Annotated in this window: 19 protein-coding genes and 1 pseudogene; 5 read left to right on the plus strand and 15 right to left on the minus strand. The window is 73.4% G+C overall.

Features of this window, described 5'->3' with window-relative positions:
* Positions 1-1,250 (plus strand): annotated as a pseudogene (locus tag ABFY07_RS12395) (hypothetical protein); the annotation flags it as partial.
* Between the two features lie 27 nt (positions 1,251-1,277).
* Positions 1,278-3,122, plus strand: a complete 1,845-nt coding sequence (locus ABFY07_RS12400; protein WP_346174541.1) for a protein kinase domain-containing protein — start codon at positions 1,278-1,280, stop codon at positions 3,120-3,122.
* 39 nt (positions 3,123-3,161) lie between these two features.
* On the opposite strand, the gene ABFY07_RS12405 is transcribed toward ABFY07_RS12400, so the two are convergent.
* A complete protein-coding gene (locus ABFY07_RS12405) occupies positions 3,162-4,445 on the minus strand; it encodes an adenylosuccinate synthase (protein WP_065962541.1) in 1,284 nt (427 codons plus the stop codon).
* Positions 4,446-4,599: 154 nt separating this feature from the next.
* Here ABFY07_RS12405 and ABFY07_RS12410 point away from each other — a divergent pair, with 154 nt between their 5' ends.
* Positions 4,600-5,799 carry a diacylglycerol kinase family protein gene (locus tag ABFY07_RS12410; RefSeq protein WP_346174542.1) on the plus strand — a complete coding sequence of 400 codons (1,200 nt, stop codon included), beginning with the start codon at positions 4,600-4,602 and terminating at the stop codon, positions 5,797-5,799.
* A gap of 18 nt (positions 5,800-5,817) precedes the next feature.
* On the opposite strand, the gene ABFY07_RS12415 is transcribed toward ABFY07_RS12410, so the two are convergent.
* Positions 5,818-6,387 carry a GbsR/MarR family transcriptional regulator gene (locus tag ABFY07_RS12415; RefSeq protein ID WP_346174745.1) on the minus strand — a complete coding sequence of 190 codons (570 nt, stop codon included), beginning with the start codon at positions 6,385-6,387 and terminating at the stop codon, positions 5,818-5,820.
* Positions 6,388-6,468: 81 nt separating this feature from the next.
* Here ABFY07_RS12415 and ABFY07_RS12420 point away from each other — a divergent pair, with 81 nt between their 5' ends.
* Positions 6,469-7,383, plus strand: coding sequence for an ABC transporter ATP-binding protein (locus ABFY07_RS12420; protein WP_346174543.1), 915 nt, complete (start codon positions 6,469-6,471; stop codon positions 7,381-7,383).
* On the plus strand, positions 7,380-9,035 hold the full coding sequence (locus ABFY07_RS12425) for an ABC transporter permease (RefSeq protein WP_346174544.1): 1,656 nt from the start codon (positions 7,380-7,382) through the stop codon (positions 9,033-9,035). The genes ABFY07_RS12420 and ABFY07_RS12425 overlap by 4 nt, the downstream gene beginning before the upstream one ends.
* 82 nt (positions 9,036-9,117) lie before the next feature.
* Here ABFY07_RS12425 and ABFY07_RS12430 read toward each other — a convergent pair whose 3' ends face one another.
* From ABFY07_RS12430 to ABFY07_RS12490, 13 genes are all read right to left on the minus strand, one after another.
* Entirely contained in the window at positions 9,118-10,347 is a 1,230-nt protein-coding gene (locus ABFY07_RS12430) for a cytochrome P450 (RefSeq protein ID WP_346174545.1), read from the minus strand.
* Positions 10,348-10,356: 9 nt separating this feature from the next.
* Positions 10,357-11,394 carry an alpha/beta hydrolase family protein gene (locus ABFY07_RS12435; RefSeq protein ID WP_346174546.1) on the minus strand — a complete coding sequence of 346 codons (1,038 nt, stop codon included), beginning with the start codon at positions 11,392-11,394 and terminating at the stop codon, positions 10,357-10,359.
* 2 nt (positions 11,395-11,396) lie between these two features.
* Positions 11,397-12,719 (minus strand): kynureninase, encoded by a 1,323-nt coding sequence (locus ABFY07_RS12440; protein ID WP_346174547.1) that lies wholly within the window; start codon positions 12,717-12,719, stop codon positions 11,397-11,399.
* The gene (locus ABFY07_RS12445; RefSeq protein WP_346174548.1) at positions 12,712-13,554 is read right to left on the minus strand and encodes a tryptophan 2,3-dioxygenase family protein; all 843 of its coding nucleotides are present in this window, start codon (positions 13,552-13,554) and stop codon (positions 12,712-12,714) included. The genes ABFY07_RS12440 and ABFY07_RS12445 overlap by 8 nt, the downstream gene beginning before the upstream one ends.
* A gap of 148 nt (positions 13,555-13,702) precedes the next feature.
* Positions 13,703-14,116: a DUF3151 domain-containing protein gene (locus ABFY07_RS12450; RefSeq protein WP_346174549.1), complete on the minus strand. Its 414-nt coding sequence runs from the start codon at positions 14,114-14,116 to the stop codon at positions 13,703-13,705.
* A 60-nt stretch (positions 14,117-14,176) separates the two neighbouring features.
* The gene (locus tag ABFY07_RS12455) at positions 14,177-15,811 is read right to left on the minus strand and encodes an MFS transporter (RefSeq protein WP_428836919.1); all 1,635 of its coding nucleotides are present in this window, start codon (positions 15,809-15,811) and stop codon (positions 14,177-14,179) included.
* Positions 15,812-16,125: 314 nt separating this feature from the next.
* Complete coding sequence (fbaA, locus tag ABFY07_RS12460; protein WP_346174551.1) at positions 16,126-17,148, minus strand: class II fructose-bisphosphate aldolase; 1,023 nt, start codon at positions 17,146-17,148, stop codon at positions 16,126-16,128.
* A gap of 191 nt (positions 17,149-17,339) precedes the next feature.
* A complete protein-coding gene (pyrE, locus tag ABFY07_RS12465) occupies positions 17,340-17,879 on the minus strand; it encodes an orotate phosphoribosyltransferase (RefSeq protein ID WP_065962526.1) in 540 nt (179 codons plus the stop codon).
* A gap of 46 nt (positions 17,880-17,925) precedes the next feature.
* Positions 17,926-18,741, minus strand: coding sequence for an aldose epimerase family protein (locus tag ABFY07_RS12470; protein WP_346174552.1), 816 nt, complete (start codon positions 18,739-18,741; stop codon positions 17,926-17,928).
* An 86-nt stretch (positions 18,742-18,827) separates the two neighbouring features.
* On the minus strand, positions 18,828-19,706 hold the full coding sequence (locus ABFY07_RS12475; protein WP_346174553.1) for an SRPBCC domain-containing protein: 879 nt from the start codon (positions 19,704-19,706) through the stop codon (positions 18,828-18,830).
* A 174-nt stretch (positions 19,707-19,880) separates the two neighbouring features.
* A complete protein-coding gene (locus ABFY07_RS12480; protein WP_428836913.1) occupies positions 19,881-21,602 on the minus strand; it encodes a polyamine aminopropyltransferase in 1,722 nt (573 codons plus the stop codon).
* A gap of 24 nt (positions 21,603-21,626) precedes the next feature.
* The gene (locus tag ABFY07_RS12485) at positions 21,627-22,145 is read right to left on the minus strand and encodes a DUF2617 family protein (RefSeq protein WP_065962521.1); all 519 of its coding nucleotides are present in this window, start codon (positions 22,143-22,145) and stop codon (positions 21,627-21,629) included.
* Positions 22,146-22,441: 296 nt separating this feature from the next.
* Positions 22,442-22,744, minus strand: coding sequence for a hypothetical protein (locus ABFY07_RS12490; RefSeq protein WP_346174554.1), 303 nt, complete (start codon positions 22,742-22,744; stop codon positions 22,442-22,444).
* Positions 22,745-22,830: the final 86 nt, after the last annotated feature.

Here is a 22,830-nt window from a genome sequence, read left to right on the forward strand (position 1 = left end):
AGCAGCCCGCCGTGCCCACGCCGCCCGCCGCGCTGGCCCCGCAGCCCGCCGCCCCCGCCAAGCCGGCGCCGGCCGTGGGCCCCGGCGCGGGCGCAGGAGCCGGTCCAGGCGCCGAACCGGCGCCCACGCCGCCGCAGGCGTTCGGGCCGCCGGAGGTCACCTCCTTCGACGCGACGCCCAACACGCCCAACACCCCCCACACACCCAACACCCCCGCCGCCCTGGGCTCCGTCGGCCTGGGCGGCCCCGGCGGGACCGGTGGCCCCGGCGGGCCGTTCGCGCCCGTGCCCTCCCCCACCCCCACGCCGCCGCCCGCGAAGCGGAGCAGGCGCAAGCCGGTCATCATCGCCTCCGCCATCGTCGCCACCCTGGTCATCGCGGGCGCGGCCGCCTTCGCCTACATGGCCTCCAACGACGACAAGGAGAAGCGCGACTACAGCAAGTTGACCAAAACGCCCCCCGCCGCCTCCACGGCCACCGACGGGCCGTCGCCGTCCACCGACGACACCGGCTCGCCCACTCCGTCCTCCACGTCGCTGGGCTCCAGCGGCGACGTGCCCGACGAGTACCTCGGCGCCTGGGAAGGCGAGATCATGGAGAGCGGTTCGGCCACCGGCAAGATCCGCCGCGTCGTCATCTCCCAGGGCCCGATCGGCTCCAAGACCATCGAGACCTTCACCGCGGCCTCCGACTCCTTCTGCCAGACCAAGGCCACCCTCAAGGACGTGAAGAGCCTTCTGGTCGTCGAGGACGAGGAGGTGGACACCAGCATCCCCACCGACAGTTGCAGCACCGTCGGAGAGCAGACCCTGAAGCTGGGCGACGACGGCTCCATCGCCTGGAACAACTCGGACGGCTCCGCCTCGGCCACGCTGCGCCCCTCGAAGTCCGGGAACAAGGCCATCCCCGACAAGTACCTGGGCACCTGGCTGGCCAAGGACGCGTTCGGGGAGTCCGGCGCCACCCTGAAGATCACCATCAAGCAGGGCGCGATCGGCACCGAGGTGACCGATGACCTCGGGGAGAGCCAGAGGTACGAGTGCAAGGGCAACCGGGTCCTGGTCTCGGTCGAGAAGGGCCTGGTCCTGAGCCCCGCCAACATCACCGAGGAGGCCCCCGAGGACTCCTGCCCGTCGAGCAGCATGCTCACCTTCACCGCCGCCGGGTCTGACAAACTCCGTGTCCAGTACGACGATCCGAACGACTACAGCGACGAGACCCAGACGCAGACGTTCACCCGGGTCGACTGATCGCACACGGACAGGAGCCGCACGGCAATGGAGAACCTCGGGGCCCAGGACCCGCGGTGGATAGGCGAGTACCGGCTGCTCGCCAGGCTGGGAGAGGGCGGAATGGGCCGGGTGTACCTGGCCCGCTCCGCCCGTGGCCGCACCGTCGCCGTAAAGCTCGTGAAGGCCGAACTCGCCCGCCAGCCGGACTTCCGCAGCCGCTTCCAGCGTGAGGTCGCGGCCGCGCGGCGGGTCGGCGGCCAGTGGACCGCGCCCGTCCTGGACGCCGACACCGAGGCCGAGGTGCCCTGGGTGGCCACCGGCTACATCGGCGGCCCCTCCCTGCACGACGTGGTCGCCGGGCAGTCCGGCGCGCTGCCCGAGCACTCCGTACGGACCCTCGCCCACGGACTCGCCCTCGCACTCCGCGACATCCACGGCGCCGGGCTGATCCACCGCGACCTGAAGCCCTCCAACATCCTCGTCACCATCGACGGCCCGCGCGTCATCGACTTCGGCATCGCGCGGGCGCTGGAGACCATCGCCGGCCTCGGCAGCGGTCTGACGGTGACGGGCGCGGTCGTCGGCTCACCCGGCTTCATGTCGCCCGAGCAGGTGCGCGGCGAGACCGTCACCACCGCGAGCGATGTCTTCTGCCTCGGGTCGGTGCTGGCCTTCGCCGCCACCGGCCGCCAGCCGTTCGGCAACGTGACCAGTGGGGTGCACGCCCTGCTGTACCGGATCGCCCAGGAGGAGCCCGACCTGGAAGGGCTGCCCGAAGGGCTGCGCGAACTGGTCACCGGCTGTCTGCACAAGGACCCGGCCGCCCGGCTGTCGGTGGAGGACGTGGTGGCCCGCACCGCGCCGCAGGCGGAACGGGCGGGCGCCGCGGCCGGCCCCTGGCTGCCGGGCGAGCTGCTGGCCAAGCTCGGGCGGGACGCGCTGCAACTGCTGGAGATGGAGGCGGACGCCGAGACCGACTCGGACACCGCCACCCTCCGGCGGACCCCCGTCCCGGCCGGCCCCGACGGCACCCCTGTCGGGGTCGCGGCGCCCGGCCACGCGACGCCGGGCGGGCCCGCGGTGCCCGGCGCGTACGCGCAGCCGACCGCGCCCGCCGCCTACCCGGCCGCCGCCCACCCCGGCTACCCGATGGCCGGCGGCGGGGCCGGACAGCCCTGGGCGGCCGCCCAGCACCACGTGCCGGGCCGCTTCCCCGCCCCGCCCGCCAGGACGCTGCGCCCCTCGCGCGGCCTGGGCAACACCATGATGTGGCTGTTCGGCGCCTTCGCGCTGCTGTCCGTCGCCCACCTGGGGCTGAACGGCACTCTGTACAGCGCCTACGTGGACAAACTCGGCGGCACCGGCGGCCAGAGCGCGATCGACGAAACCAGCGACGCCCTGGGCATCCTCGAGATCTTCACCGGGTTGCTGGGGCTCTCGCTCGTCGTGATGTACCCGGTGTGGTTCCGGCGCGCCTACCTCAACGCCACGTTCCTCGCGCCCGGCCGCCAGCGGTACGACAGCGGCCTCGCGGTCGGTTCGTGGTTCATCCCCGTCGCCCAGCTCTGGCTTCCCAAGCAGATGGCCAATGACATCTGGTCCTCCAGCGCGCCCCCGGGCACCCGGCCCGCCTCCCGCGCGCTGCTGCACTGGTGGTGGGCGCTGTACGTGACGATGTTCGTCGTCATAGCCGTCCAGGGACTGGTGGACGCCTTCGCCGACACGACCGATGAGAACCGGCAGGCCGTCGCCTGGGACATCCTCAACGACCTCGTCTCGATCCCCGCGGCCGTGCTCGCGCTGCTCGTGGTCTCCCGCGTCACCAGGATGCAGCAGCCCCAGCGCTGGCAGCCGGAAGCCGGGGCCTTCGGGCCTCCCGCCATGCGGTAGCGGGAGGCCCGGCCGCGGGTTTCCCCGTGCCTCGGAGGATCAGAGGAACGAGTTGATCTGGATCGTCTCGTCGCGGCCCGGCCCGACGCCGATCGCCGAGATGGGCGCGCCCGACATCTCCTCCAGCGCCTGCACGTACTTCTGCGCGTTCTTCGGCAGCTGGTCGAAGGACTTCGCCTGGGTGATGTCCTCCGACCACCCCGGCAGCGTCTCGTAGATCGGCTTCGCGTGGTGGAAGTCGGTCTGGCTGTAGGGCAGCTCGTCGACCCGCTTGCCGTCGATCTCGTACGCGACGCAGACCGGGATCCGCTCCCAGCCGGTCAGCACGTCCAGCTTGGTGAGGAAGAAGTCGGTCAGGCCGTTGACCCGGGTCGCGTAGCGCGCGATGACCGCGTCGAACCAGCCGCAGCGCCGGTCGCGGCCGGTGGTCACGCCCCGCTCGCCGCCGATCGTGCGCAGCTTGTCGCCGTCCTCGTCGAAGAGCTCGGTCGGGAACGGGCCCGCGCCGACCCGGGTGGTGTAGGCCTTGAGGATGCCGATCACCCGGTTGATCTTCGTCGGGCCGACGCCGGTGCCCGTGCAGGCACCGCCCGCGGTCGGGTTCGAGGAGGTCACGAAGGGGTACGTGCCGTGGTCGACGTCCAGCAGCGTGCCCTGGCCGCCCTCGAAGAGCACGACCTTGCCGTCGTCGATCGCGTCGTTGAGGATCAGGGTCGTGTCCGCGACGAAGCCCCGGAGCTGGTCCGCGTAGCCCAGCAGCTCCTCGACGACCTGCTCGACGGTGATCGCGCGCCGGTTGTAGAGCTTGGCGAGGACCTGGTTCTTGAAGTCGAGGGCCGCCTCGACCTTCTGCCGCAGGATCGACTCGTCGAAGATGTCCTGCACCCGGATCCCGACGCGGTTGATCTTGTCGGCGTAGGCCGGGCCGATGCCCCGGCCGGTGGTGCCGATCTTCCGCTTGCCGAGGAACCGTTCCGACACCTTGTCGAGGGTGGTGTGATACGGCGTGATCAGATGCGCGTTACCACTGATCAGCAGCTTGGACGTGTCGATGCCGCGCGCGTTCAGCCCGCTCAGCTCGGAGAGCAGGACCGCCGGGTCCACGACGACGCCGTTGCCGATGACCGGGGTGCATCCCGGGGAGAGGATTCCGGAAGGGAGGAGGTGCAGCGCGTACTTCTGGTCGCCGACGACGACCGTGTGGCCGGCGTTGTTGCCGCCCTGGTAGCGCACCACGTAGTCCACCGAGCCGCCGAGCAGGTCGGTGGCCTTTCCCTTGCCTTCATCACCCCACTGAGCACCGAGCAGCACAAGTGCGGGCACAGGCGTACACCCCTTCCGGGCGGGGCATGTCCAACGTGCGTGGTGGCTCGCGCAACCACAAGAGCCGTCGAACCGGTGCCCCGGATAGACGAAGCCCCTGGCGCAACAGCGACAGGGGCTCTTGCACCGAGAGATTACCTGAGGAAGGACCGAGGTGTCGGCTCCAGATCCCTGGCAGATTTCTCCGGACGCCGTCCGGGGGCGCCCCCTGCTCGTGCTCATCGACCCGGCGGCCCGCCGATCGGACGGGGAGTCGGTGCGGATCGCGAAAGATGTGCTGTGTGCGGGCGCGGCCGCGAAAATCTGCCTGCCGGAGGGGCCGGAGGAGGTCGAGCGGGCGCTGGCCCGGCGCGGCAGCCGCCGCCCGGTCGTGGTCGGCGACCACCGGGCCCTGCTGCGGACCGTGGAGCTGCTGCACCGCAAGCGGGAGCTGGCGGACGCGGCGCTGTCGGTGGTGCCGGTGGGCGGCGCGGCGACGGTGTCGCTGGCCCGCGCCCTCGGGCTGCCGACGGACGCGGTCAGCGCGGCCCGCACGGCGCTCGACGGCGCCGCCCACCGCCGTGACCTGCTGGTCGACGAGAGCGGCGGGGTGGTGCTCGGCGGCCTGCGGATCTCCGGCGGGGAGCAGATGGGGGCCGGGGCGGGTGCGTACGGCGCGGGGTACGGGGCCGAGGTCGGCGGGTGCGGCTTCACCCCGTACGAGGGCCCGCACGACGGCCCGTACGACAGCCCGCACGACGGCCCCTACGACGGCCCCTACGAGGAGGCTCAGGACGGCGGCCACGAGGCCCAGGACGGCCCGTACGAGGCTCGGGACCGCGCCCCGTACGAGACCCGCGACGGGGGCGCGGACGGCGCTCCGTACGGGGCTCCGGACGGCGCCGTGGGCAGCGCGGCGGGCGGTGGCGGGCGCGCCGGCGTCGGGCCCGCCCGGGGCCCCGGCGGCTTCTCCGCCACGGCCGGCCACCAGCCGTGGTGGACCCCGGCGGCCCGCACCGCGCGCAGCGCGCTGACGCTGCTGTCGCTGCCGGGCATCGGCCTGGGCGGCTCCCGGCGGCGGGTGCGGCCGCCCGCGCAGCGGCTGCGGGTGGAGGCGGACGGCGTGCTGCTGGCCGACCTGGACGAGCCGGTCGAGCGGGTCTCGGTGTCCACGGCGGCGGGCGGCGGCCTGGCCGAGGTCGTGGTGCACCCGCGCGCCGGGACCGGCCCGGTCCGGGTGCGCGCCGGTGCGATCACCGTCTCGGGGCCCGACTTCCACTACCGCGCGGACACCGTGACCCGGGGCCCGGTGCGCACCCGCACCTGGACGGTGCTGACCGGGGCCTGGCACCTGATGCTCCCGCGAGGGGGCTGAGCCGGGATGCCGACGGACTTACGGCGCTCCGGCGGGGTCGGCGCCCCGCTCCTCCGCGCGGGCGCTCTCCTCACGGGCCCGCCAGCGCGCCAGCATGTGGATCAGCTCCGCCTGCATGAACTCGTAGAACTCCGCGGTCTTGGCCACGCGTGCGCCCGCCGGGGTGTCGCTGCCGAGTATCTTCGCGCCTTCGCGCATCGTGTTCTGCCAGCGGGTGAGGAACTGGTCGCGGTGGGCCACGGCCTCGTACCAGACCTCGTTGTAGAGGCGGTACTGGTCGCGCCGGGAACCCGGCTCGCGCTCGCGGGTGATCAGGTTCAACTGGTTCAGGTAGCGGACCGCGCCCGAGACCGCGGCCGGGCTGATCCGCAGCCGCTCGGCGATCTCGGCGGCGGTGAGCCTGCCGGGGTCGGAGACGAGCAGGGCGGCGAACACCCGGGCGCCCATCCGCTGCATCCCGGCCTCGGTCATGTCCGCGGCGAACCGCTCGACGAACCGGGACACCTGCTCTTCGTCACGCGCCGCTTCCTGGCCCCCGCCGTCACGGGCGCTTCCCTTCTGCGTCACCTCCGTCACCGCCCTCACCATCTCCCCTCGTTGCTCGTTCAATATCAGTTTATACGCTTCCCTAACTTCACAAATTTGTGAAACTAGCGTAGCTTCAGAAGCATGACAACGGCAATCTCCACCTCCGGCCTCCACAAGTCATTCGGCCGTACCCACGCGTTGGACGGCCTCGACCTGGAGGTCGAGACGGGCGAAGTCCACGGCTTCCTCGGGCCGAACGGGGCCGGGAAGTCCACCACCATCCGCGTCCTGCTCGGTCTGCTGCGAGCCGACAGCGGAGCGGTCCAAGTGCTCGGCAAGGACCCCTGGCACGACGCGGTCGAGCTGCACCGCCGCATCGCGTACGTGCCCGGCGACGTGACCCTGTGGCGCAACCTCAGCGGCGGCGAGGTCATCGACCTCTACGGGCGGCTGCGCGGCGGCCTGGACAAGGACCGGCGCGCGGAGCTGCTCGAGCGGTTCGAGCTCGACCCCACCAAAAAGGGGCGCACCTACTCCAAGGGCAACCGGCAGAAGGTCGCGCTGGTCGCCGCCTTCGCCTCGGACGTCGACGTGCTGATCCTCGACGAGCCGACCTCCGGGCTCGACCCCCTCATGGAGGAGGTGTTCCGCGACTGCGTGATCGAGGAGCGGGACCGGGGCCGCACGGTGCTGCTGTCGAGCCACATCCTCAGCGAGGTCGAGGCGCTGTGCGACCGGGTCAGCATCATCCGCAAGGGCCGCACCGTCGAGACCGGCTCGCTCACCGAGCTCCGCCACCTCACCCGCACCTCCGTCACCGCCGAGCTGGCCGGCCCGCCCAACGGCCTGTCCGCCCTCCCCGGCATCCACGGCCTCGACATCCAGGGCAAGCGGGTCAAGCTCCAGGTCGACACCGACAAGCTGGACGCCGTGCTGCGGCAGCTCAGCGAGTCGGGCGTGCGCAGCCTGACCAGCACCCCGCCCACCCTGGAAGAGCTGTTCCTGCGCCACTACCAGGACGACATCCGCGACGAGGCAGAGGCGGTCGCCCGATGACCGCCGTGGCCGACACCCGCGCCGCCGCGCCCGAGCGCGCCGGCTCCCGCGACCTCGCCGGCACCGGCGTGCTGCTGCGGCTCGCGCTGCGCCGCGACCGGGTCATGCTCCCGGTGTGGGTGCTGGCCATCGCCGTGACCGGCAGCAGCACGCTCACCCGGATGAAGAGCATCTACGACACGGCCGCCGACCGTGCCCAGGTCGCCCGCGACATGAACAACAACGGGGCGATGCGGTCCATGCTCGGGGTGGCGTTCGGCGACTCGTACGGCGCCCTCACCGTCTGGCGCGTGGGTGTCTTCCTCGCCGCCTTCGCCGGGATCATGAGTGTGCTCCTGGTCATCCGGCACACCCGCGAGGAGGAGGAGTCGGGCCGCCAGGAAGCACTCTCCTCCGGCATGGTCGGCCGCCGCGCCGGCCTGACCTCCGCCCTGCTCACCGTGGTCATCGCCAACGCGGCCATCGCCGTGCTGATCACCGCCACCCTCGCGGGCGAGGGCGGCGGCGGCGCGCTCGCCCTGGGCCTGTCCGTCGGCCTCACCGGCCTGGTCTTCGGCGCCCTGGCCGCTGTCATCGCCCAGATCACCGACAACGCGCGGCTGGCGAGGGGCATCGCCGCCGGGGCCGTCGGCGTCGCGTACATGCTGCGCCTGCTGGGCGACGCGGCCAAGGACGCCTCCGAGGGCTCCAGCCATGTGCTGGTGTGGCTCTCGCCCATCGGCTGGGCGGAGAACACGCGGCCGTTCGCGAACGAGCGGTGGTGGGCACTGCTGCTGTCGGCCGCCTTCGCGGCCGGCTCGCTCGCCCTCGCCTACTCCCTCGCGGGCCGCCGTGACATCGGTGCCGGCTTCTTCTCCTCCCGCCCCGGTCCCGCCACCGCCGCTCCCTCCCTCCTGAGCCCGTACGGCCTGGCCTGGCGGCTCCAACGCGGCACCCTGCTCGGCTGGTTGATCGGCGTCACCCTCTCCGCCGCCGGCCTCGCCGGCGTCGCCAACGGGGCGGACGACATCGTCGGGGACAGTGAGAAGAACCGCGAAGTCATCGAGCGCATGGGAGGGTCGCACAACCTCACCGACGCCTTCCTCGCCGCCATGGTCGGCATCCTCGGCGTGATCATCACCGTCTACGCCGTCGGCGCGGCGCTGCGGCTGCGCAGCGAGGAGACCGACCAGCGCGCCGAACCGCTGCTGGCCAACGCCGTCAGCCGACTGCGCTGGGCCGCGAGCCATCTGGTGATCGCCTACCTCGGCCCGGCCGTGGTCCTCGTCGCCGGCGGCCTCGTGATGGGCCTCGTCCACGGATCCGCGACCGACGACCTGGGCGGTCAGGTGCCCCGCCTGCTGGGCGCCCTGCTCGCCCAGGTCCCGGCGGTGTGGGTCGTCGTCAGCGTGGTGGTCTTCCTCTTCGGCCTGCTGCCCGCGTACACATCGTCTCTCGGCTGGGGCGTGGTCGGGGTGGTCGTCGCGCTCGGGTGGCTCGGCCCGGCGCTCAACGTGTCCCAGTCCGTCCTGGACATCTCCCCCTTCGGCCACCTGCCGAAGCTCCCGGGCGAGAGCGTCTCGGCGACGCCCTTCGTCTGGCTCCTCCTGCTGTCGGCCGTGCTGACGGCCGCGGGGCTGTGGGGGCTGCGGCGCCGCGACATGGCCAACTGACGCGAACCGGCGCTCCGGGGCCGGAACCCCCGCCGTCGTCCACACCCTGTGGACGACGGCGGGGGTTCCGCCGTTCACGGATTCAGACCTCGACCAGCAGTTCCCGCAGCCCCCGGATCACGAACCCCGGGTTCCACCGCGGCTCCGCCACCAGCCGCAGCCCCGGCGCCCTCCGCAGCAGCGCACCGAAGGAGGCGGTCAGCTCCAGGCGGGCCAGCGGCGCGCCCAGGCAGTAGTGGATGCCCCCGCCGAAGCTGAAGTGCGGATTGTCCGCACGGGACAGGTCGAGCCGGTCGGGGTCGCGGAAGCGCTCCGGATCGCGGTTCGCTGAGCCGAAGAGCAGCGCCACCTCGCTGCCGCGCGGAATGACCGTCCCGCCGACCTCGATGTCGTCCAGCACCCACCGCTCGAACAGCTGCAACGGCGTGTCATAGCGCAGCAGCTCGTCCACGGCGGTGGGTAGCAGCCCGTCCGGATCGGACCGCAGCAGCGCCAGCTCGTCGGGGTTGCGGAAGAGAGCCAGCCAGCCGTTGCCGGTGGAGTTGACCGTGGCCTCGTGCCCGGCGTTCAGCAGCAGCACACAGGTGGAAATCATCTCCTGCTCGGTCAGCCGGTCCCCCTCGTCGTGCGCCGCCACGAGCCCACTGATCAGGTCCTCGCCCGGGGCCCGGCGGCGTGCGGCGATCAGCTCCCGAAGATACGCCGAGAACTCCACGGACGCCCGCACCGCGCGCCGCGCCGTCTCCTCCCCCGGGTTCAGCTCGTACATCCCGCAGATGTCCGCCGACCACGGCCGCAGCGCCGCCCGGTCCCCGGGCGGGATCCCCAGCATCTCCGCGATGACCGCGACCGGCAGCGGCTCGGCGACCGCCGCCACCAGATCGCCGCCGCCCTCGGCGACGAACGACTCGACCAGCTCGTTCGCCAGCCGCTCCACGGTCGGCGCGAGCCGCTCGACCATACGCGGTGTGAACGCCTTGGACACCAGGCGGCGCAGCCGGGTGTGGTCCGGCGGCTCCAGGTCCAGCATCCCGTGGTCGTTGAGCGTGTGGAACGGCTCGTGTTCGGGCGGCGGGGCGGTGCGGCCGAACTCCTCGTGGCTGAACCGGTGCAGATAGGTACGGCCCAGGCGGCGGTCCCGCAGCAGGGCGCGGACGTCCTCATAGCGCGGGATCAGCCACTGCCGGGAGGGCTCGAAATACTGCGCCCGGCCACGGTCGCGCAGCGCCGCGTACACCGGGTAGGGGTCGGCGACGAACGACGGCCGCCAGGGGTCGAAGGCCGCCGGGGCCTGCACTGCGCTGCTGCTCATGGCGGGACGCTACCTCACGCCTTTGGTCGGGCTGGGCGGGCTCGGTGCCCGGGGGGCTGGGCGGGCTGGGTGGACTGGGCGGGCTGGGTGGACTGGGCGGGCTGTGTGGGCTCGGTGGGCGATCTCGTCGGCGACCGTGCGGGCGGCGGGCGCCGTGGGGTCGATCAGCGGGAAGTGGCCGGCGCCGGCCACACGCACCATGCGGACCGGCTGTCCGGCGCGCCGCGCGGCCGCCGCGAACGCCTCCGCGACCGGCGGCGGGACGTCGATGTCGGTGGTGCCCTGCACGAGGGTGGTGGGGACGGCGGTGGGCAGCAGCGCGGCGGGATCGGCGAGCGGCAGCCGGTTCGGTGCCCGCTCCTCGCCGTCGAGGAGTTGGTCCACGGCGTCGGAGCAGACCCGCAGCTCCCGGGCCGTCGTGAAGTCCGCGATGGGAGCGAGGGCGACCACGCCGCACACCGGGGGAGGGGAGGCGAGGTGCCAGCGGCAGTCCGGCGGCAGGACATGGCGGGCCGCCGCCCACAGCGCGGCGTGCCCGCCCGCGGAGTGCCCGGCGAGCACGACGCGCGCAAGGTCTACGGGCAGCGCCAGCCCGCGCGCCAGCCCGGGCACGGTGTCCACGGCGGCCGCGATGTCGTCCAGCGTCTCCGGCCACCGCCCGGCCCGCGGTCCCGCCACGCTCCCGGCCCCGGCCGCGTCCGCCTCCCCCGCCTTTTCCGCCTGCTGCCCCTTCTCCGCCTCGTCACGGGCGCCCCGGCGGTACTCCACCGACGCCACCACGAAGCCGCGCCCCGCCAGATACGCGGCGAACGGCGAGAGGTGACGCCGGTCGTACGGGGCGCGCCAGGCGCCGCCGTGGAACAGCAGCACCAGCGGGACAAGCGCCGCCCGCTCCGCCTCGGGCAGATAGAAGTCGACCACCTGGTCGCGGTGGTCGCCGTACGCGGCGACCCGGTGGGGGGCCACGGGCGCCAGCCCGAAGAGCGACGCCGCCTGGGCCTCGACGGCCCGGCCCGCGTCCGCGCCTGTTTCCCGACCGGCGCCCACCGCTACGCCACCTCCCCCGGCGCCTCCGCGAGCACCGCGGCCAGGACCCGCGCCGCGCGCTCCACATCGGCGAAGCCCGTGTAGAGCGGGGTGAAGCCGAAACGCAGGATGTCTGGCCTGCGGAAGTCGCCCACGACCCCGCGCCGGATGAGCTCGGCCATCACCTCGCCCGCGTCGGCGCAGCGCAGCGCGACCTGGCTGCCGCGCTCCTGGTGGGCCGCGGGGGTGACGGACTCGACGCGCCCGGCCGGGACGTACGCCTCGACGCAGCGCAGGAAGAAGTCCGTCAGCGCCAGGCTCTTGGCCCGCACGGCATCCGGCGAGACCCCGTCCCAGACCTCCAGCGCGGCCTCCAGGGCCAGCATGGACAGGATGTCCGGGGTGCCGACCCGACCGCGGAGGGCGCCGTCGGCCGGGGCGTAAGCGGGCGCCATGCCGAAGGGGTCGGCGTGGGAGTTCCAGCCGGGCAGCGGGGAGTCGAAGCGGGGCTGGTGCTCGCGCGCCACGTACAGGTAGGCGGGCGAACCCGGCCCGCCGTTGAGGTACTTGTACGTGCAGCCGACCGCGAGATCGACCCCGTGCGCGTCGAGCCCCACCGGCAGCGCGCCCGCGCTGTGGCACAGGTCCCACACGACGAGGGCGCCCGCCGCGTGGACGGCGGCCGTGGTGCCGGGCAGGTCGTGGAGGCGGCCGGTGCGGTAGTCGACGTGGTTGACGAGCGCGACGGCGGTGCGCGGGCCGACGGCGGCGGCGATGTCGGGGGCCGGTACGGGGCGGAGCGTGCAGCCGGTCATCCGGGCGGCCGACTCGGCGATGTAGCCGTCGGTGGGGAAGGTGGACTCGTCGACGAGGATCTCGTCACGCGTCCCGCCCCGCGACTCCTCGGGCGAACCACCCCGCGTCCCGTCCCGCGGCTCCTCGCCCGCCGCCGCCCGCGCCTGGGCGATCCGTACCGCTCCGACGACCGCCTTGAAGACGTTGACGCTGGTCGAGTCGCCGACCACCACCTGGCCGGGCGCCGCGCCGACGAGCCGCCCGATGCGGTCGCCGATCCGCTCCGGCGCCGTCCACCAGCCGCTCTCCTCCCAGGAACGGATGCGCAGCCGCCCCCACTCCCGGCCGATCACGTCGGCCAGCCGGGCGGGGACGGCGGCCGGCAGGGCGCCGAGCGAGTTGCCGTCGAGGTAGACCGTGCCGTCGCTGTCGTCGCTGTCGCTGTCGTTGTCGCTGTCGTCGAGGACGAACTCGGCGCGCTTGGCGCGCAGCTCGTCGGCGGCGTCCAGCTTCGCCGCCTCTTCCGCCAGGGTCGCGTGGGGCTCAGACATGGCTGCGCGCCGTCCACAGCTCGGGGAAGACGTTCTTCGCCGCCCGCTTCTCCAGCCAGGCGACCCCCGCCGAACCCCCCGTGCCGGTCTTGGCCCCCATGGCCCGCCGGGTCGCGACGAGATGGTCGTTGCGCCAGCGCCACACCAGCTCGGCGACCTCCGTGAGCGCCTCGCCGAGCCGGGCCGGCCCGCTGTCCTCCGGGCCGGAGTAGATCTCCTGCCAGACCCGCTCGACCGCGGGGTCCGGCTCGTAACGCCGCGCGGGGTCGCGGTCCAGCACCGACTCGGGGATCGCGAAGCCGTGGCGGGCGAGATGGCGCAGCACCTCGTCGTAGAGGCTGGGCTCGGTCAGCGCCTTCTCCAGCTCCGCGTGGACGCGCGGCGCGCCCCGGTGCGGGACGAGCATGGACGCGGACTTCTCACCGAGCAGGAACTCCATCCGCCGGTACATGGCGGACTGGAAGCCGGAGCCCTCGCCGAGCGCGGAACGGTAGGCGTTGAACTGGGCGGGCGTGAGGTGGGCGAGCGGCTTCCACGACGCGTTGAGCGACTCCAGCTCGTACGTGGACCGCTTCAGGGCGGCCAGCGCGGTGGGCAGGTCGTCCTCGCGCAGCGCCTGCGCGGCGGTCTGCCACTCGTGGACGATGACGGTGAACCACAGCTCCATGACCTGGGTGGTGACCAGGAACGCCATCTCCCCGGGGTCGTCGGAGAGCGGGTGCTGGAGGTGGGTGAGCACGGACGCCTGGACGTAGTCCTCGTAAGGGGTCGTGCCTTGGAAGTCGAGATTCGGGGCGTCCGGCTCGGCTTCGTACGGGGCAGGCTGATGCGACATCGCCGTCTCCTGAGTCTGCTGCTACCGGGTAGCGGTCCGCCCCTTCCTCATCGGCATCGGAGCCCCGGTCCCCTCGGGGCCCGCCACGGGCGGGCCCCGAAGCGCATCATGCGTGCCGTGCGCACTTATCGCAAGTGCGCTGTGAGACCTAGGAGAGGGTGTCCGCCGCCGTGGGGGAGCTCTCCCGCAGGAACGTCGAGCAGCGCTCGTACTCCTCCTGCTCGCCGATGGCCTGCGCGGCCCGGCCCAGCGCGTGCAGCGCGCGCAGGAAGCCGCGGTTGGGCTCGTGCTCGAAGGGCACGGGGCCGTGCCCCTTCCAGCCGTTGCGCCGCAGCGCGTCCAGACCGCGGTGGTATCCGGTGCGCGCGTACGCGTACGACTCGACCACGCGCCCGGCCTCGAACGCCTCGTCGGCGAGCTGCGCCCAGGCGAGGGAGGAAGCCGGATACTTCGCCGCGACCTCGGCCGGAGCGGCGCCGGAGGCGAGCAGCTCACGCGGCTCGGGGTCGTCGGGCAGATGCGTCGGGGGCGGTCCCCCGAGGAGGTTCTCGTGAATGGCCATGAGATCCAGTCTGCCTGCTCCGGCGCCGGGTGGGTCACACTCCGCCCGCTGCCCGGCCCGTCAGAGGTGCGGGTGGCGTGGGCGGTGTGGATGGTCCCCGCCGTCCTGGCCGCACCGGCGGGCCGGGGCGCCCGGGGGGCGGTCGCCCGGGTCCAGGGGCGGGGCGCCCACGCCGCAGTGGTACGCGCACTCGGGCCGGCACGGCCGCCGCTCCCCGACCCGGGCCTCGGCCCCGCCCTCGCCCCCGGCCCCGCCTTCACCCTCGACTCCGACTCCGACCCCGGCCCCGGCCCCGGCCTCCCCCGGGGCGGCCGCCGCTTCCACCACACCGCCCCCTTCCGGGCTGGGCGCACCGCTGGGCACGGCAGGCGCGGCCTCCAGCACATCGGCCCGCACCGTGCACCAGGCCACGACGGCGCCCAGGACCAGCACCCCGGCACAGATCGGCATCGCCCGCCCGAACGTCGCGGCGAAGCGGTCCGCCGAGCGGTACGCCTCCGGCCCCATCCCCGCCAGCAGCGGCAGCGCCGCCACCGCGACCAGGCCCGCCGCCCGCGCGGCCGCGTTGTTGATGCCGCTGGCCAGGCCCGCGCGTTCGACCTCGACCGAGGCCAGCACGGTGGCGGTGAGCGGGGCGACCAGCGTCACCATGCCCAGCCCCAGCACCAGCAGCGCGGGCAGCACGTCCCGCCAATAGACCGCCCCCACCCCGGCCCGCGTCATCAGCAGCATCCCCGCCGCGCACAGCAGCGGGCCGACGGTCAGCGGGATGCGCGGCCCGATGCGCCGGCCCAGCTCGCCGGAGCGCGCCGACAGCAGCAGCATCAGCACGGTGGTCGGCAGCAGGGCGGTGCCCGCGGCGAGCGCGGAGTAGCCCAGGACCACCTGGAGCTGCAGCACGGACAGGAAGAAGAAGCCGCTGAAGGCCGCGTACACGCACAGGGTCACCGCGTTGACGGCGGTGAACTGGCGGGAGGCGAAGATGTCGGGCGGCAGCATCGGGTCCCGCCGGGCCCGCTCCACGTACACGAAGGCGATGCCCAGCAGAAGCCCCACGACGGCGGGGATGATCACGGCGGACGAAAGGCCCGCGCCGGGCGCGGCGATCAGCGCGTAGGTCACCGAGGCGAGCGCCAGGGCGCCCAGCGCGGCCCCCAGGACGTCGAACCGCCCGTGCGCGCGGGGGTCGCGGGACTCGGGGACATGGCGCAGGGCGACCGGCACGCAGACCGCCGCCAGCGGGACGTTGAGGAAGAACACCCAGCGCCAGCCCGGCCCGTCCACCAGCCAGCCGCCGACGAACGGCCCGATCGCCGCCCCGACCCCGCCGAACCCGGACCACAGGCCGACCGCCCGCCCCCGGTCGTCCGGGTGGAAGGTGGCCTGGATCAGCGCCAGGGACCCCGGCGTGAGCAGCGCCCCGCCGATCCCCTGGAGGGCGCGCGAGGCGATGAGCACCCCGGCGTTCGGCGCCAGTCCGCACAGCAGCGAGGCGACGGCGAACCACACCACGCCGATGACGAAGACCCGCCGCCGCCCGAAGCGGTCCCCGAGCGCACCGCCGAGCAGGATCAGCCCGGCGAGGGTGAGCATGTAGGCGTTGACGGTCCACTGGAGGACGGCGAGATCGGCGTTCAGGTCGAGGCCGATGTGGGGCAGCGCGACATTGACGACGGTGCTGTCGAGCAGCGCCATCGCCGACCCCAGCACGGTCGTGAGCAGGATCCAGCGCCCGGCCGCCGACGACACGCGAAACGACCCGGCCACGTCGCGCTCCACACCGCGCTCCGCGCCGCCGGATGGCGCCTGGGGCGCCGTCCCGTACTCACGACCTGGGCCGGCCCCCGACCCGGAATCACCCATACGTGGATCCTCCCCGCCCCCAGCCCCCACCGCCAGCCCAACCCCGGAACTCCCGCAACTCCCGCAACTCCCGCAACAGAAAGACGCCGGGCCCGGCACCCACTGGAGCTGGAGCTGGGGGCCGGGCCCGGCGGGGGCTGAGAGCGTTACTTCAGCTTGGTGCCCGTGGAGCGCAGGTCCGCGCACGCCTTCGTGACGCGCTCGGCCATGCTCTTCTCCGCGACCTTGCCCCAGCTGCGCGGGTCGTAGGTCTTCTTGTTGCCGACCTCGCCGTCGACCTTCAGCACACCGTCGTAGTTGCGGAACATGTGGTCCGCGATCGGCCGGGTGAAGGCGTACTGCGTGTCCGTGTCGAGGTTCATCTTCACCACGCCGTTCTCCAGCGCGGTGCGGATCTCCTGCTCCGTGGAGCCGGAGCCGCCGTGGAAGACGAAGTCGAACGGGTCGGACTTGCCGTGCTTCGCCGCGACGCCGTCCTGCAGCTCGCGCAGCAGCTCCGGGCGGAGCACGACGTTGCCCGGCTTGTAGACGCCGTGGACGTTGCCGAAGGACGCGGCCAGCAGGTAGCGGCCCTTCTCGCCCAGGCCGAGCGCCTCGGCGGTCCGCTCGGCGTCGGAGACGGTGGTGTACAGCTCGTCGTTGATCTCGTGCGAGACGCCGTCCTCCTCGCCGCCGGTCGGGGTGATCTCGACCTCAAGGATGATCTTGGCCTTGACGGTCTCGGCGAGCAGCTCCTGCGCGATACGGAGGTTCTCGTCGAGCTTCTCCGCGGAGCCGTCCCACATGTGGGACTGGAAGAGCGGGTTACGGCCGGCCGCGACACGCTCCTGGGAGATCGCGATCAGCGGACGGACGTATCCGTCGAGCTTGTCCTTGGGGCAGTGGTCGGTGTGCAGGGCGATGTTGACCGGGTACTTCTCGGCGACAACGTGCGCGAACTCGGCGAGGGCGACGGCACCGGACACCATGTCCTTGCTGTACTGACCGCCCAGGAACTCCGCACCACCGGTGGAGATCTGGACGATGCCGTCGCTCTCCGCCTCGGCGAAGCCGCGCAGCGCGGCGTGCAGAGTCTGCGTCGAGGTCACGTTGATCGCCGGGTAGGCGAACTTGCCTGCCTTCGCCCGGTCGAGCATCTCGTTGTAGATCTCGGGGGATGCGATGGGCATCTGTCCGCTCCTTGGGGTGTGCGGGATTGGTTCTTGGCCCTGACCTAGGGGAACTACGGGGGCGACGTCATCGTCGTGGCCATCTTCCCAGACTCCGCCCTTTGCTCCACACGGCGCACGGCGGGATGACTCGGACGGGGGGTGGTGGTTTCACGTGAAACCACCACCCCCCGTCACCACGTCTGCTCGCGTCAGCCCAGGCCGAGGTCGCTCAGTGAGTACGCCGTCACATACCGCAGCCCCGCCTGCTCGATCGCCGCCGCCGCCCCGCGATCGACGATCGTGGCGACCGCGACGACCTCCGCGCCCGCCTCGCGCGCCGCCTCGACGGCGGTCAGCGGCGAGCCGCCGGTGGTGGAGGTGTCCTCGACCACGAGCACCCGCCGGCCCTTGATGTCCGGGCCCTCGATGCGCCGCTGCATGCCATGGGTCTTCTGGGCCTTGCGCACCACGAACGCGTCGAGCCTGCGGCCGCGCGCTGCGGCGGCGTGCAGCATGGACGCGGCGACCGGGTCGGCTCCGAGCGTGAGCCCGCCCACCGCGTCGTAGTCGAGGTCGGCCGTGGCGTCGAGCATGACCTGACCGACGAGCGGCGCCGCCTCCGCGTCCAGGGTGATCCGGCGGAGGTCGATGTAGTAGTCGGCCTCCAGCCCGGAGGAGAGGGTCACCTTGCCGTGGACCACGGCCTTGTCCTTGATCTGCTGCAGCAGGGCGTCACGCGCATCGCTCATGGGCACGAGCTTAGGCGCTGTCTCCCCGGACCCCTCACGAGCGGTGTCACCCGAGGCGACGCCAGCTCCAGGTCATGGACAGCTCCAGCGGGTCGATGGGGGTGACCAGGCGGGACAGGGTGTTCAGGCCGTTGGGCGGGCCGGACTGCGGCTCGACGCAGACCGCCTCCGCCTGCTCGTCGTAGACGACGACCCACTCCGTACGGCTGGTGACCTTCAGCTCCAGCCGCCCCGGCCAGGTGAGCGTGACGTCCACGCCCCCCGGCATGCCGAAGCAGTCGTCCCAGGGGCCGGGGCGCGGCTCGATCCGGCGGCCGGTGGGCAGGTGGTTGTCGCCGCGCTCCTCCTGCCACTCGGCCTGGAAGGACAGCTCCACATCGGCGCCGCCGTCGCCGAGGTCCCGCAGGAACCACGGGTGCCAGCCCACCTGCGCCGGAAAGGAGTCGCCCTCGGTCTCCACGCTCATCGTGGTGGTCAGGGAGTCCGGGGACAGCTGGAAGGCCTGGGTGACCCGGCCGCTGTACGGCCAGGGCTCGGCGAGGTCGTAGGTGAAGGCCGCGGCGGCGGTGTCGATGTCGGCCGTGCGCCACGCGACGTCCCGGCCGGTGCCGTGGATCGCGTGCGGCGGGGCGTTCACGGGCAGTTGGTGGAGTCGGCCGCCGTTGCGGAACTGCCCGTGCTCCACCCGGCCGCACCAGGGCACCATCGGGAACGAGCCGAATCTCGGGCCCTGCCGCAGCAGCTCCGTACCGCCGATGCGCAGCGAGCCGACACGGCAGCCGTTGCCGGGCGCGACGGTCAGCTCCACATCCCCGGCGCTCAGCCGTACGCCGCGGGTATCCGTTGTCTCTTCGGTGGTCACGCCCCGACTTTATGCGCCCGCGCCCGCGCTCGCCTCGCTACGTTCCACAGCGCTCACTTTGCGCGGGCGCTCACTTCCGCGGGCGCTCACTTCCTGCGCCGCAGGACCCGGCTGACGACAACAGCGGACGCGAGCACCACCGCGGCGGCGGGCGCCGCCCAGCGCAGTGCCATGCCGGGGGACACGGTCTCGGGCGCGGGCACGGGGGCGTACCGGCCGCGCGGCGGGGCGTGGTCGACCTCCTCGGTACTGCGGCCGATCATCGTGCGGCGGGCGTGCGCGGCCTCGGCGGGGGGCTCTTCGCCGAGCTCCCCCAGCTCGTCGAGCTCGCTCAGCTCGCTGAGGTCCTCGACCTCGGCCACACCCTCCAGGTCCTCGATGTCCCCGATGTCCTCGATGCTCTCGACGCCCTCCAGGGCCTCTGCCCCGTCGATCCCGTCGATCTCTTCGATGTCGTCGAGGTCTCCGACCTCGTCGACGGCGACCTCGTCGAGGGCGTCCACCGCCTCCGCCTCGTCGAGCGAGACGACCGGGTCGCTCTCCAGTCCGCCGGCCAGCGCCGCGCCGAAGCGGTCCAGCAGCCGGCGGGCGACCGTGGCGGCCGTCTGCTCGTCGAACTCCGCCAGCCGCCCCTCGCTGCGCACGGTCCCGGAGCAGACCAGCGTGGTCCCCCCGGTCGCGGCCCGCACCCCCACGGTCAGCGCGAGCTTCACCGAGCCGCCGCCGCGCACCTCCGTGCCCTCGCCCTCCACCTCGAAGCCGTCGCCGCGCTCGGCGACCCGCAGCGCGCCGCGGTAGGTGATGGTCGAGCCGCCGATCCGCAGCCGCAGCCGCCCGGCGAGCGGACCCGCCGCCTCGTCGGCGTCCTGCTGGAGCCCGGGGACGCAACGGGCGACGCGGTCGGACTCCGTGAGCGCCAGCCGGACGGTGTCGACGGGGAACGGAACGAACACCTCATGCTCCATAGCTCAAGACACTACCCACCGCGCCTCCCGTGAGACCCGTTCCGGCGCGACTTTCGCCGCTTACGCCATGTTTTCCCGCGTGATGCGGGTGCCAGCGGATATCGGGGCACCAGGCAGGAGCCGGCGGGCCCGGCGGCTCACGGCACGTGCCCGGCGTACCCAGCGCCCGGCGGCTCAGGGCGCGTACCGGGGGTGGGTCAGCGTCGAGGCGGGCAGCCCGGGCTCCCGCCGCCGCGCCGCCTCGCGCGCGCCCGCGCGCAGCGCGCCCGTGGTGAGCGACTGCGGGCGCGGGCCGTGTCCGGGCAGACGCAGCCGGACCGGGGCGCGCCCGGCCAGGACGAACCCCCAGTCGTGCGAGGTCGCGCCCCCGCCGACCGCGTACGGCACGGTCCTCAGGCCGACGGAGCGCAGGGTCGACTCGACCGTCCAGTAGGCCTTCGGGTCCGCGCCCAGCGATCCCGCGTGCACCACGAGCCGCCCGCCGGGCGCCAGCGCGCGCTGCACCAGCCCGTAGAACTCCTGCGAGTAGAGCTTGGCGCCGGCCGTGACGCCGGGGTCGGGCAGATCGCACACCACGACGTCGTAGCCGCCGGGCGGGAAGCGCTCGACGGGCGGGCTCCGCGTGCCCGACAACCGGTGCGGGCCCGCCGAGCCGCCCGCCCGGTCGCCGCCCCCGCCCCCCGCCCGGCGCAGCCAGCCGAACGCGTCGGCGGTGACCACCCGCACCCTCGGGTCCCGGTAGGCGTCCGCGTTCAGGGCGGTCAGCCCGGGGTCCGTACGGGCCAACCGCACCACCCCCGGGTCGAGTTCGACCACGGTCACCGAGCGGACCCCGCCGTACCGCAGCACCTCGCGCGCCGCGAGCCCGTCGCCCCCGCCCAGCACCAGCACGCGCCGGTGCGGCCCGGTCATCGCGGGGTGGACCAGCGCCTCGTGGTAGCGCAGCTCGTCGCGCCCGCTGACCCGCAGCCGGCCGTCGAGGAAGAGGGACAGCGGCCGGCCGTCCGCCCCGCCGCCGGTCAGCACGATCTCCTGGACGCCGGTGCGTACGGCGACGCGGATGTCCGGCCCGTACACGGCGCGCCGGGCGGCCCGCTCGAAGGCGGGGGTCAGGACCGCGCCGGCGGCCAGCAGGGCGAGCACCACCACATTGGCCACCACCAGCGTCCACCGCGCGCGGCGGCTCAGGTCGCGGCGGAACAGCCACAGCACCAGCGCCCCGCCGGCGACCGCGTTGACCGTGCCGGTCAGCAGCGCGCCGGTCAGCTGCCCGAGCGCGGGCAGCAGCAGGAACGGGAACGCGAGCCCGCCGACCAGCGCGCCCACGTAGTCCGCCGCGAACACGTCGGCGACCGCGCCGCCCGCGTCCTGCCGCCGCACCCGCTGGATGAGGGTCATCAGCAGCGGCACCTCGGCGCCCATCAGCACCCCGATCGCCAGCGAGAACCCGACGAGCGCGGCGTGCGACTGCCCGGACCACACGAAGGACGCGTACAGCGCCATCGCCGAGCAGCCGCCGACCAGCGCGAGCACCGCCTCGACCACGCCGAAGCCGACGGCGGCCCGGCAGCGCAGCCACTTGGCCAGCAGCGAGCCGAGGCCCATGGCGAAGACCATGACCGACAGCACGACGGACGCCTGGGTGACCGAGTCGCCCGTCAAGTAGGAGGCGAGGGCGACCAGTTCCAGCTCGTAGACGAGCCCGCAGGCGGCGCAGACGAAGACGGTGCCGAGCACGAGGAAGCGGCCGAGCCCGGCCGGGACGGGCAGCCGCGCCGGGCTCTCCGCCTCGGGCCCGGACGGCTCACACGGAGACGCCTCGGGCCCGGACGGCTCACACGGAGACGCCTCGGGCCCGGACGGCTCGCGCGGGGACGGCTCGAGCGGGGGTGTCACACCAGGTGTGGTGGGCACCGGCACTCAGAGGGCCGCCGCGACCCGCGCCCCCACCCATGTGCGGGTCGTCACCAGCCGCCCCTCCTGCGGGTAGGCGTGCCAGGTCCGCCAGCTCACCAGGCTCCCGCGCCGCTGCGCGACCATCGCCGTGAACGCGTGCGGGCTGCCGGGGAAGGTGCCGGCCAGGCCGTGGGGGTGGTCCGCCACCAGCGCGAGCAACTCCTGCGCGCGCCCCGCGAACGCATCGCCCGACAACTCCTCGACGCGCGCCGCGAATTCGTACTCACGGCCGTCGACCAGGGTGGAGACGCCCATCGGCAGCGGGGTGCTGTGGCCCGACATGCAGGCCACGGTCTCGGAGCAGGAGCCCCCCGCACCCTCCAGGAGGACTTGGTGAGAGGCCCCGAGCAGCCTCAACTGTACGGAGAACTCACGCAGTCGCAGATCGAGGACGGCCAGGGCCGGAAGCGGCTCCCGGCCCAGGCACCAGGCGAGGTCGGCGGCGCGGGTGTCGGTGTAAGCAGTTTTGAGGGTGGTGAGCATGGGTCGGCTCCGCAAGCAGCGCAGGGGAAGAGATGGGCCGGCCCGCCCCGCCGTGAGCCGGGCGCGCTCGAATGCGCCGACGTGTGCCCAACGCGGGGTCCGTAGGGTCGGTGGTATACGGAATCATGAACTGAGCAGGCAGCACATCGTTTTTACCCACCTTCGCCAGGTTTCCACCCCTGCGAGGGTCTACCAGTTCACGTGTTCAATGAGCACTGACGCCCAACAGGCGTGCGCCCGGCGTGCCTTTGGCACACCGGGCGCACCCGGGACGGAAGAAGCCGACCACCCGTGAGTCAGCTCCCTCCTCCGCAGCCACCACCGCCTCCGCCACCGCCGCAGGACGAGCCGCCCCCACACGACGACCCGCCGCCACCGCACGAGTGGTGATGGCCCCCGCTGTGTCCCCCGTGTCCGTGTCCGTGCCCGTGTCCGCTGCTTCCGCCGCCGTCGGCCCCCGCGGCCCACCAGCTGCTGTCGGAGCCCCCGCCGTACGCCGAGGTGCCCCATGCCCTGGCCCGCCGGGTCCGCGCGGTGCCGAGCGCGGCCAGGACCGCGATCGCGAACGTGCCCAGGATCAGCACGACCATGAAGGTCATCGGACCTCACTCTCCCTTCGTTCCCCCGTGTCCCCCGTGCTCCCCCCGTGCCCCCGTAGCCCCCTCAGTCCCCCGTATCGTCTTTG

This window comes from Streptomyces sparsogenes subsp. cuspidosporus (genome assembly GCF_039532705.1).
GTDB lineage: Bacteria > Actinomycetota > Actinomycetes > Streptomycetales > Streptomycetaceae > Streptomyces > Streptomyces sparsogenes.

Coding starts and splice junctions, on each gene's coding strand:
- ABFY07_RS12400 (WP_346174541.1), top strand. CDS start 1,278: ATGGAGAACCTCGGGGCCCAGGACCCGCGGTGGATAGGCGAGTACCGG.
- ABFY07_RS12415 (WP_346174745.1), bottom strand. CDS start 6,387: ATGGTGAGGGCGGTGACGGAGGTGACGCAGAAGGGAAGCGCCCGTGAC.
- ABFY07_RS12420 (WP_346174543.1), top strand. CDS start 6,469: ATGACAACGGCAATCTCCACCTCCGGCCTCCACAAGTCATTCGGCCGT.
- ABFY07_RS12425 (WP_346174544.1), top strand. CDS start 7,380: ATGACCGCCGTGGCCGACACCCGCGCCGCCGCGCCCGAGCGCGCCGGC.
- ABFY07_RS12430 (WP_346174545.1), bottom strand. CDS start 10,347: ATGAGCAGCAGCGCAGTGCAGGCCCCGGCGGCCTTCGACCCCTGGCGG.
- ABFY07_RS12440 (WP_346174547.1), bottom strand. CDS start 12,719: ATGTCTGAGCCCCACGCGACCCTGGCGGAAGAGGCGGCGAAGCTGGAC.
- ABFY07_RS12445 (WP_346174548.1), bottom strand. CDS start 13,554: ATGTCGCATCAGCCTGCCCCGTACGAAGCCGAGCCGGACGCCCCGAAT.
- ABFY07_RS12450 (WP_346174549.1), bottom strand. CDS start 14,116: ATGGCCATTCACGAGAACCTCCTCGGGGGACCGCCCCCGACGCATCTG.
- ABFY07_RS12455 (WP_428836919.1), bottom strand. CDS start 15,811: ATGGCGCTGCTCGACAGCACCGTCGTCAATGTCGCGCTGCCCCACATC.
- fbaA (WP_346174551.1), bottom strand. CDS start 17,148: ATGCCCATCGCATCCCCCGAGATCTACAACGAGATGCTCGACCGGGCG.
- pyrE (WP_065962526.1), bottom strand. CDS start 17,879: ATGAGCGATGCGCGTGACGCCCTGCTGCAGCAGATCAAGGACAAGGCC.
- ABFY07_RS12475 (WP_346174553.1), bottom strand. CDS start 19,706: ATGGAGCATGAGGTGTTCGTTCCGTTCCCCGTCGACACCGTCCGGCTG.
- ABFY07_RS12485 (WP_065962521.1), bottom strand. CDS start 22,145: ATGCTCACCACCCTCAAAACTGCTTACACCGACACCCGCGCCGCCGAC.
- ABFY07_RS12490 (WP_346174554.1), bottom strand. CDS start 22,744: ATGACCTTCATGGTCGTGCTGATCCTGGGCACGTTCGCGATCGCGGTC.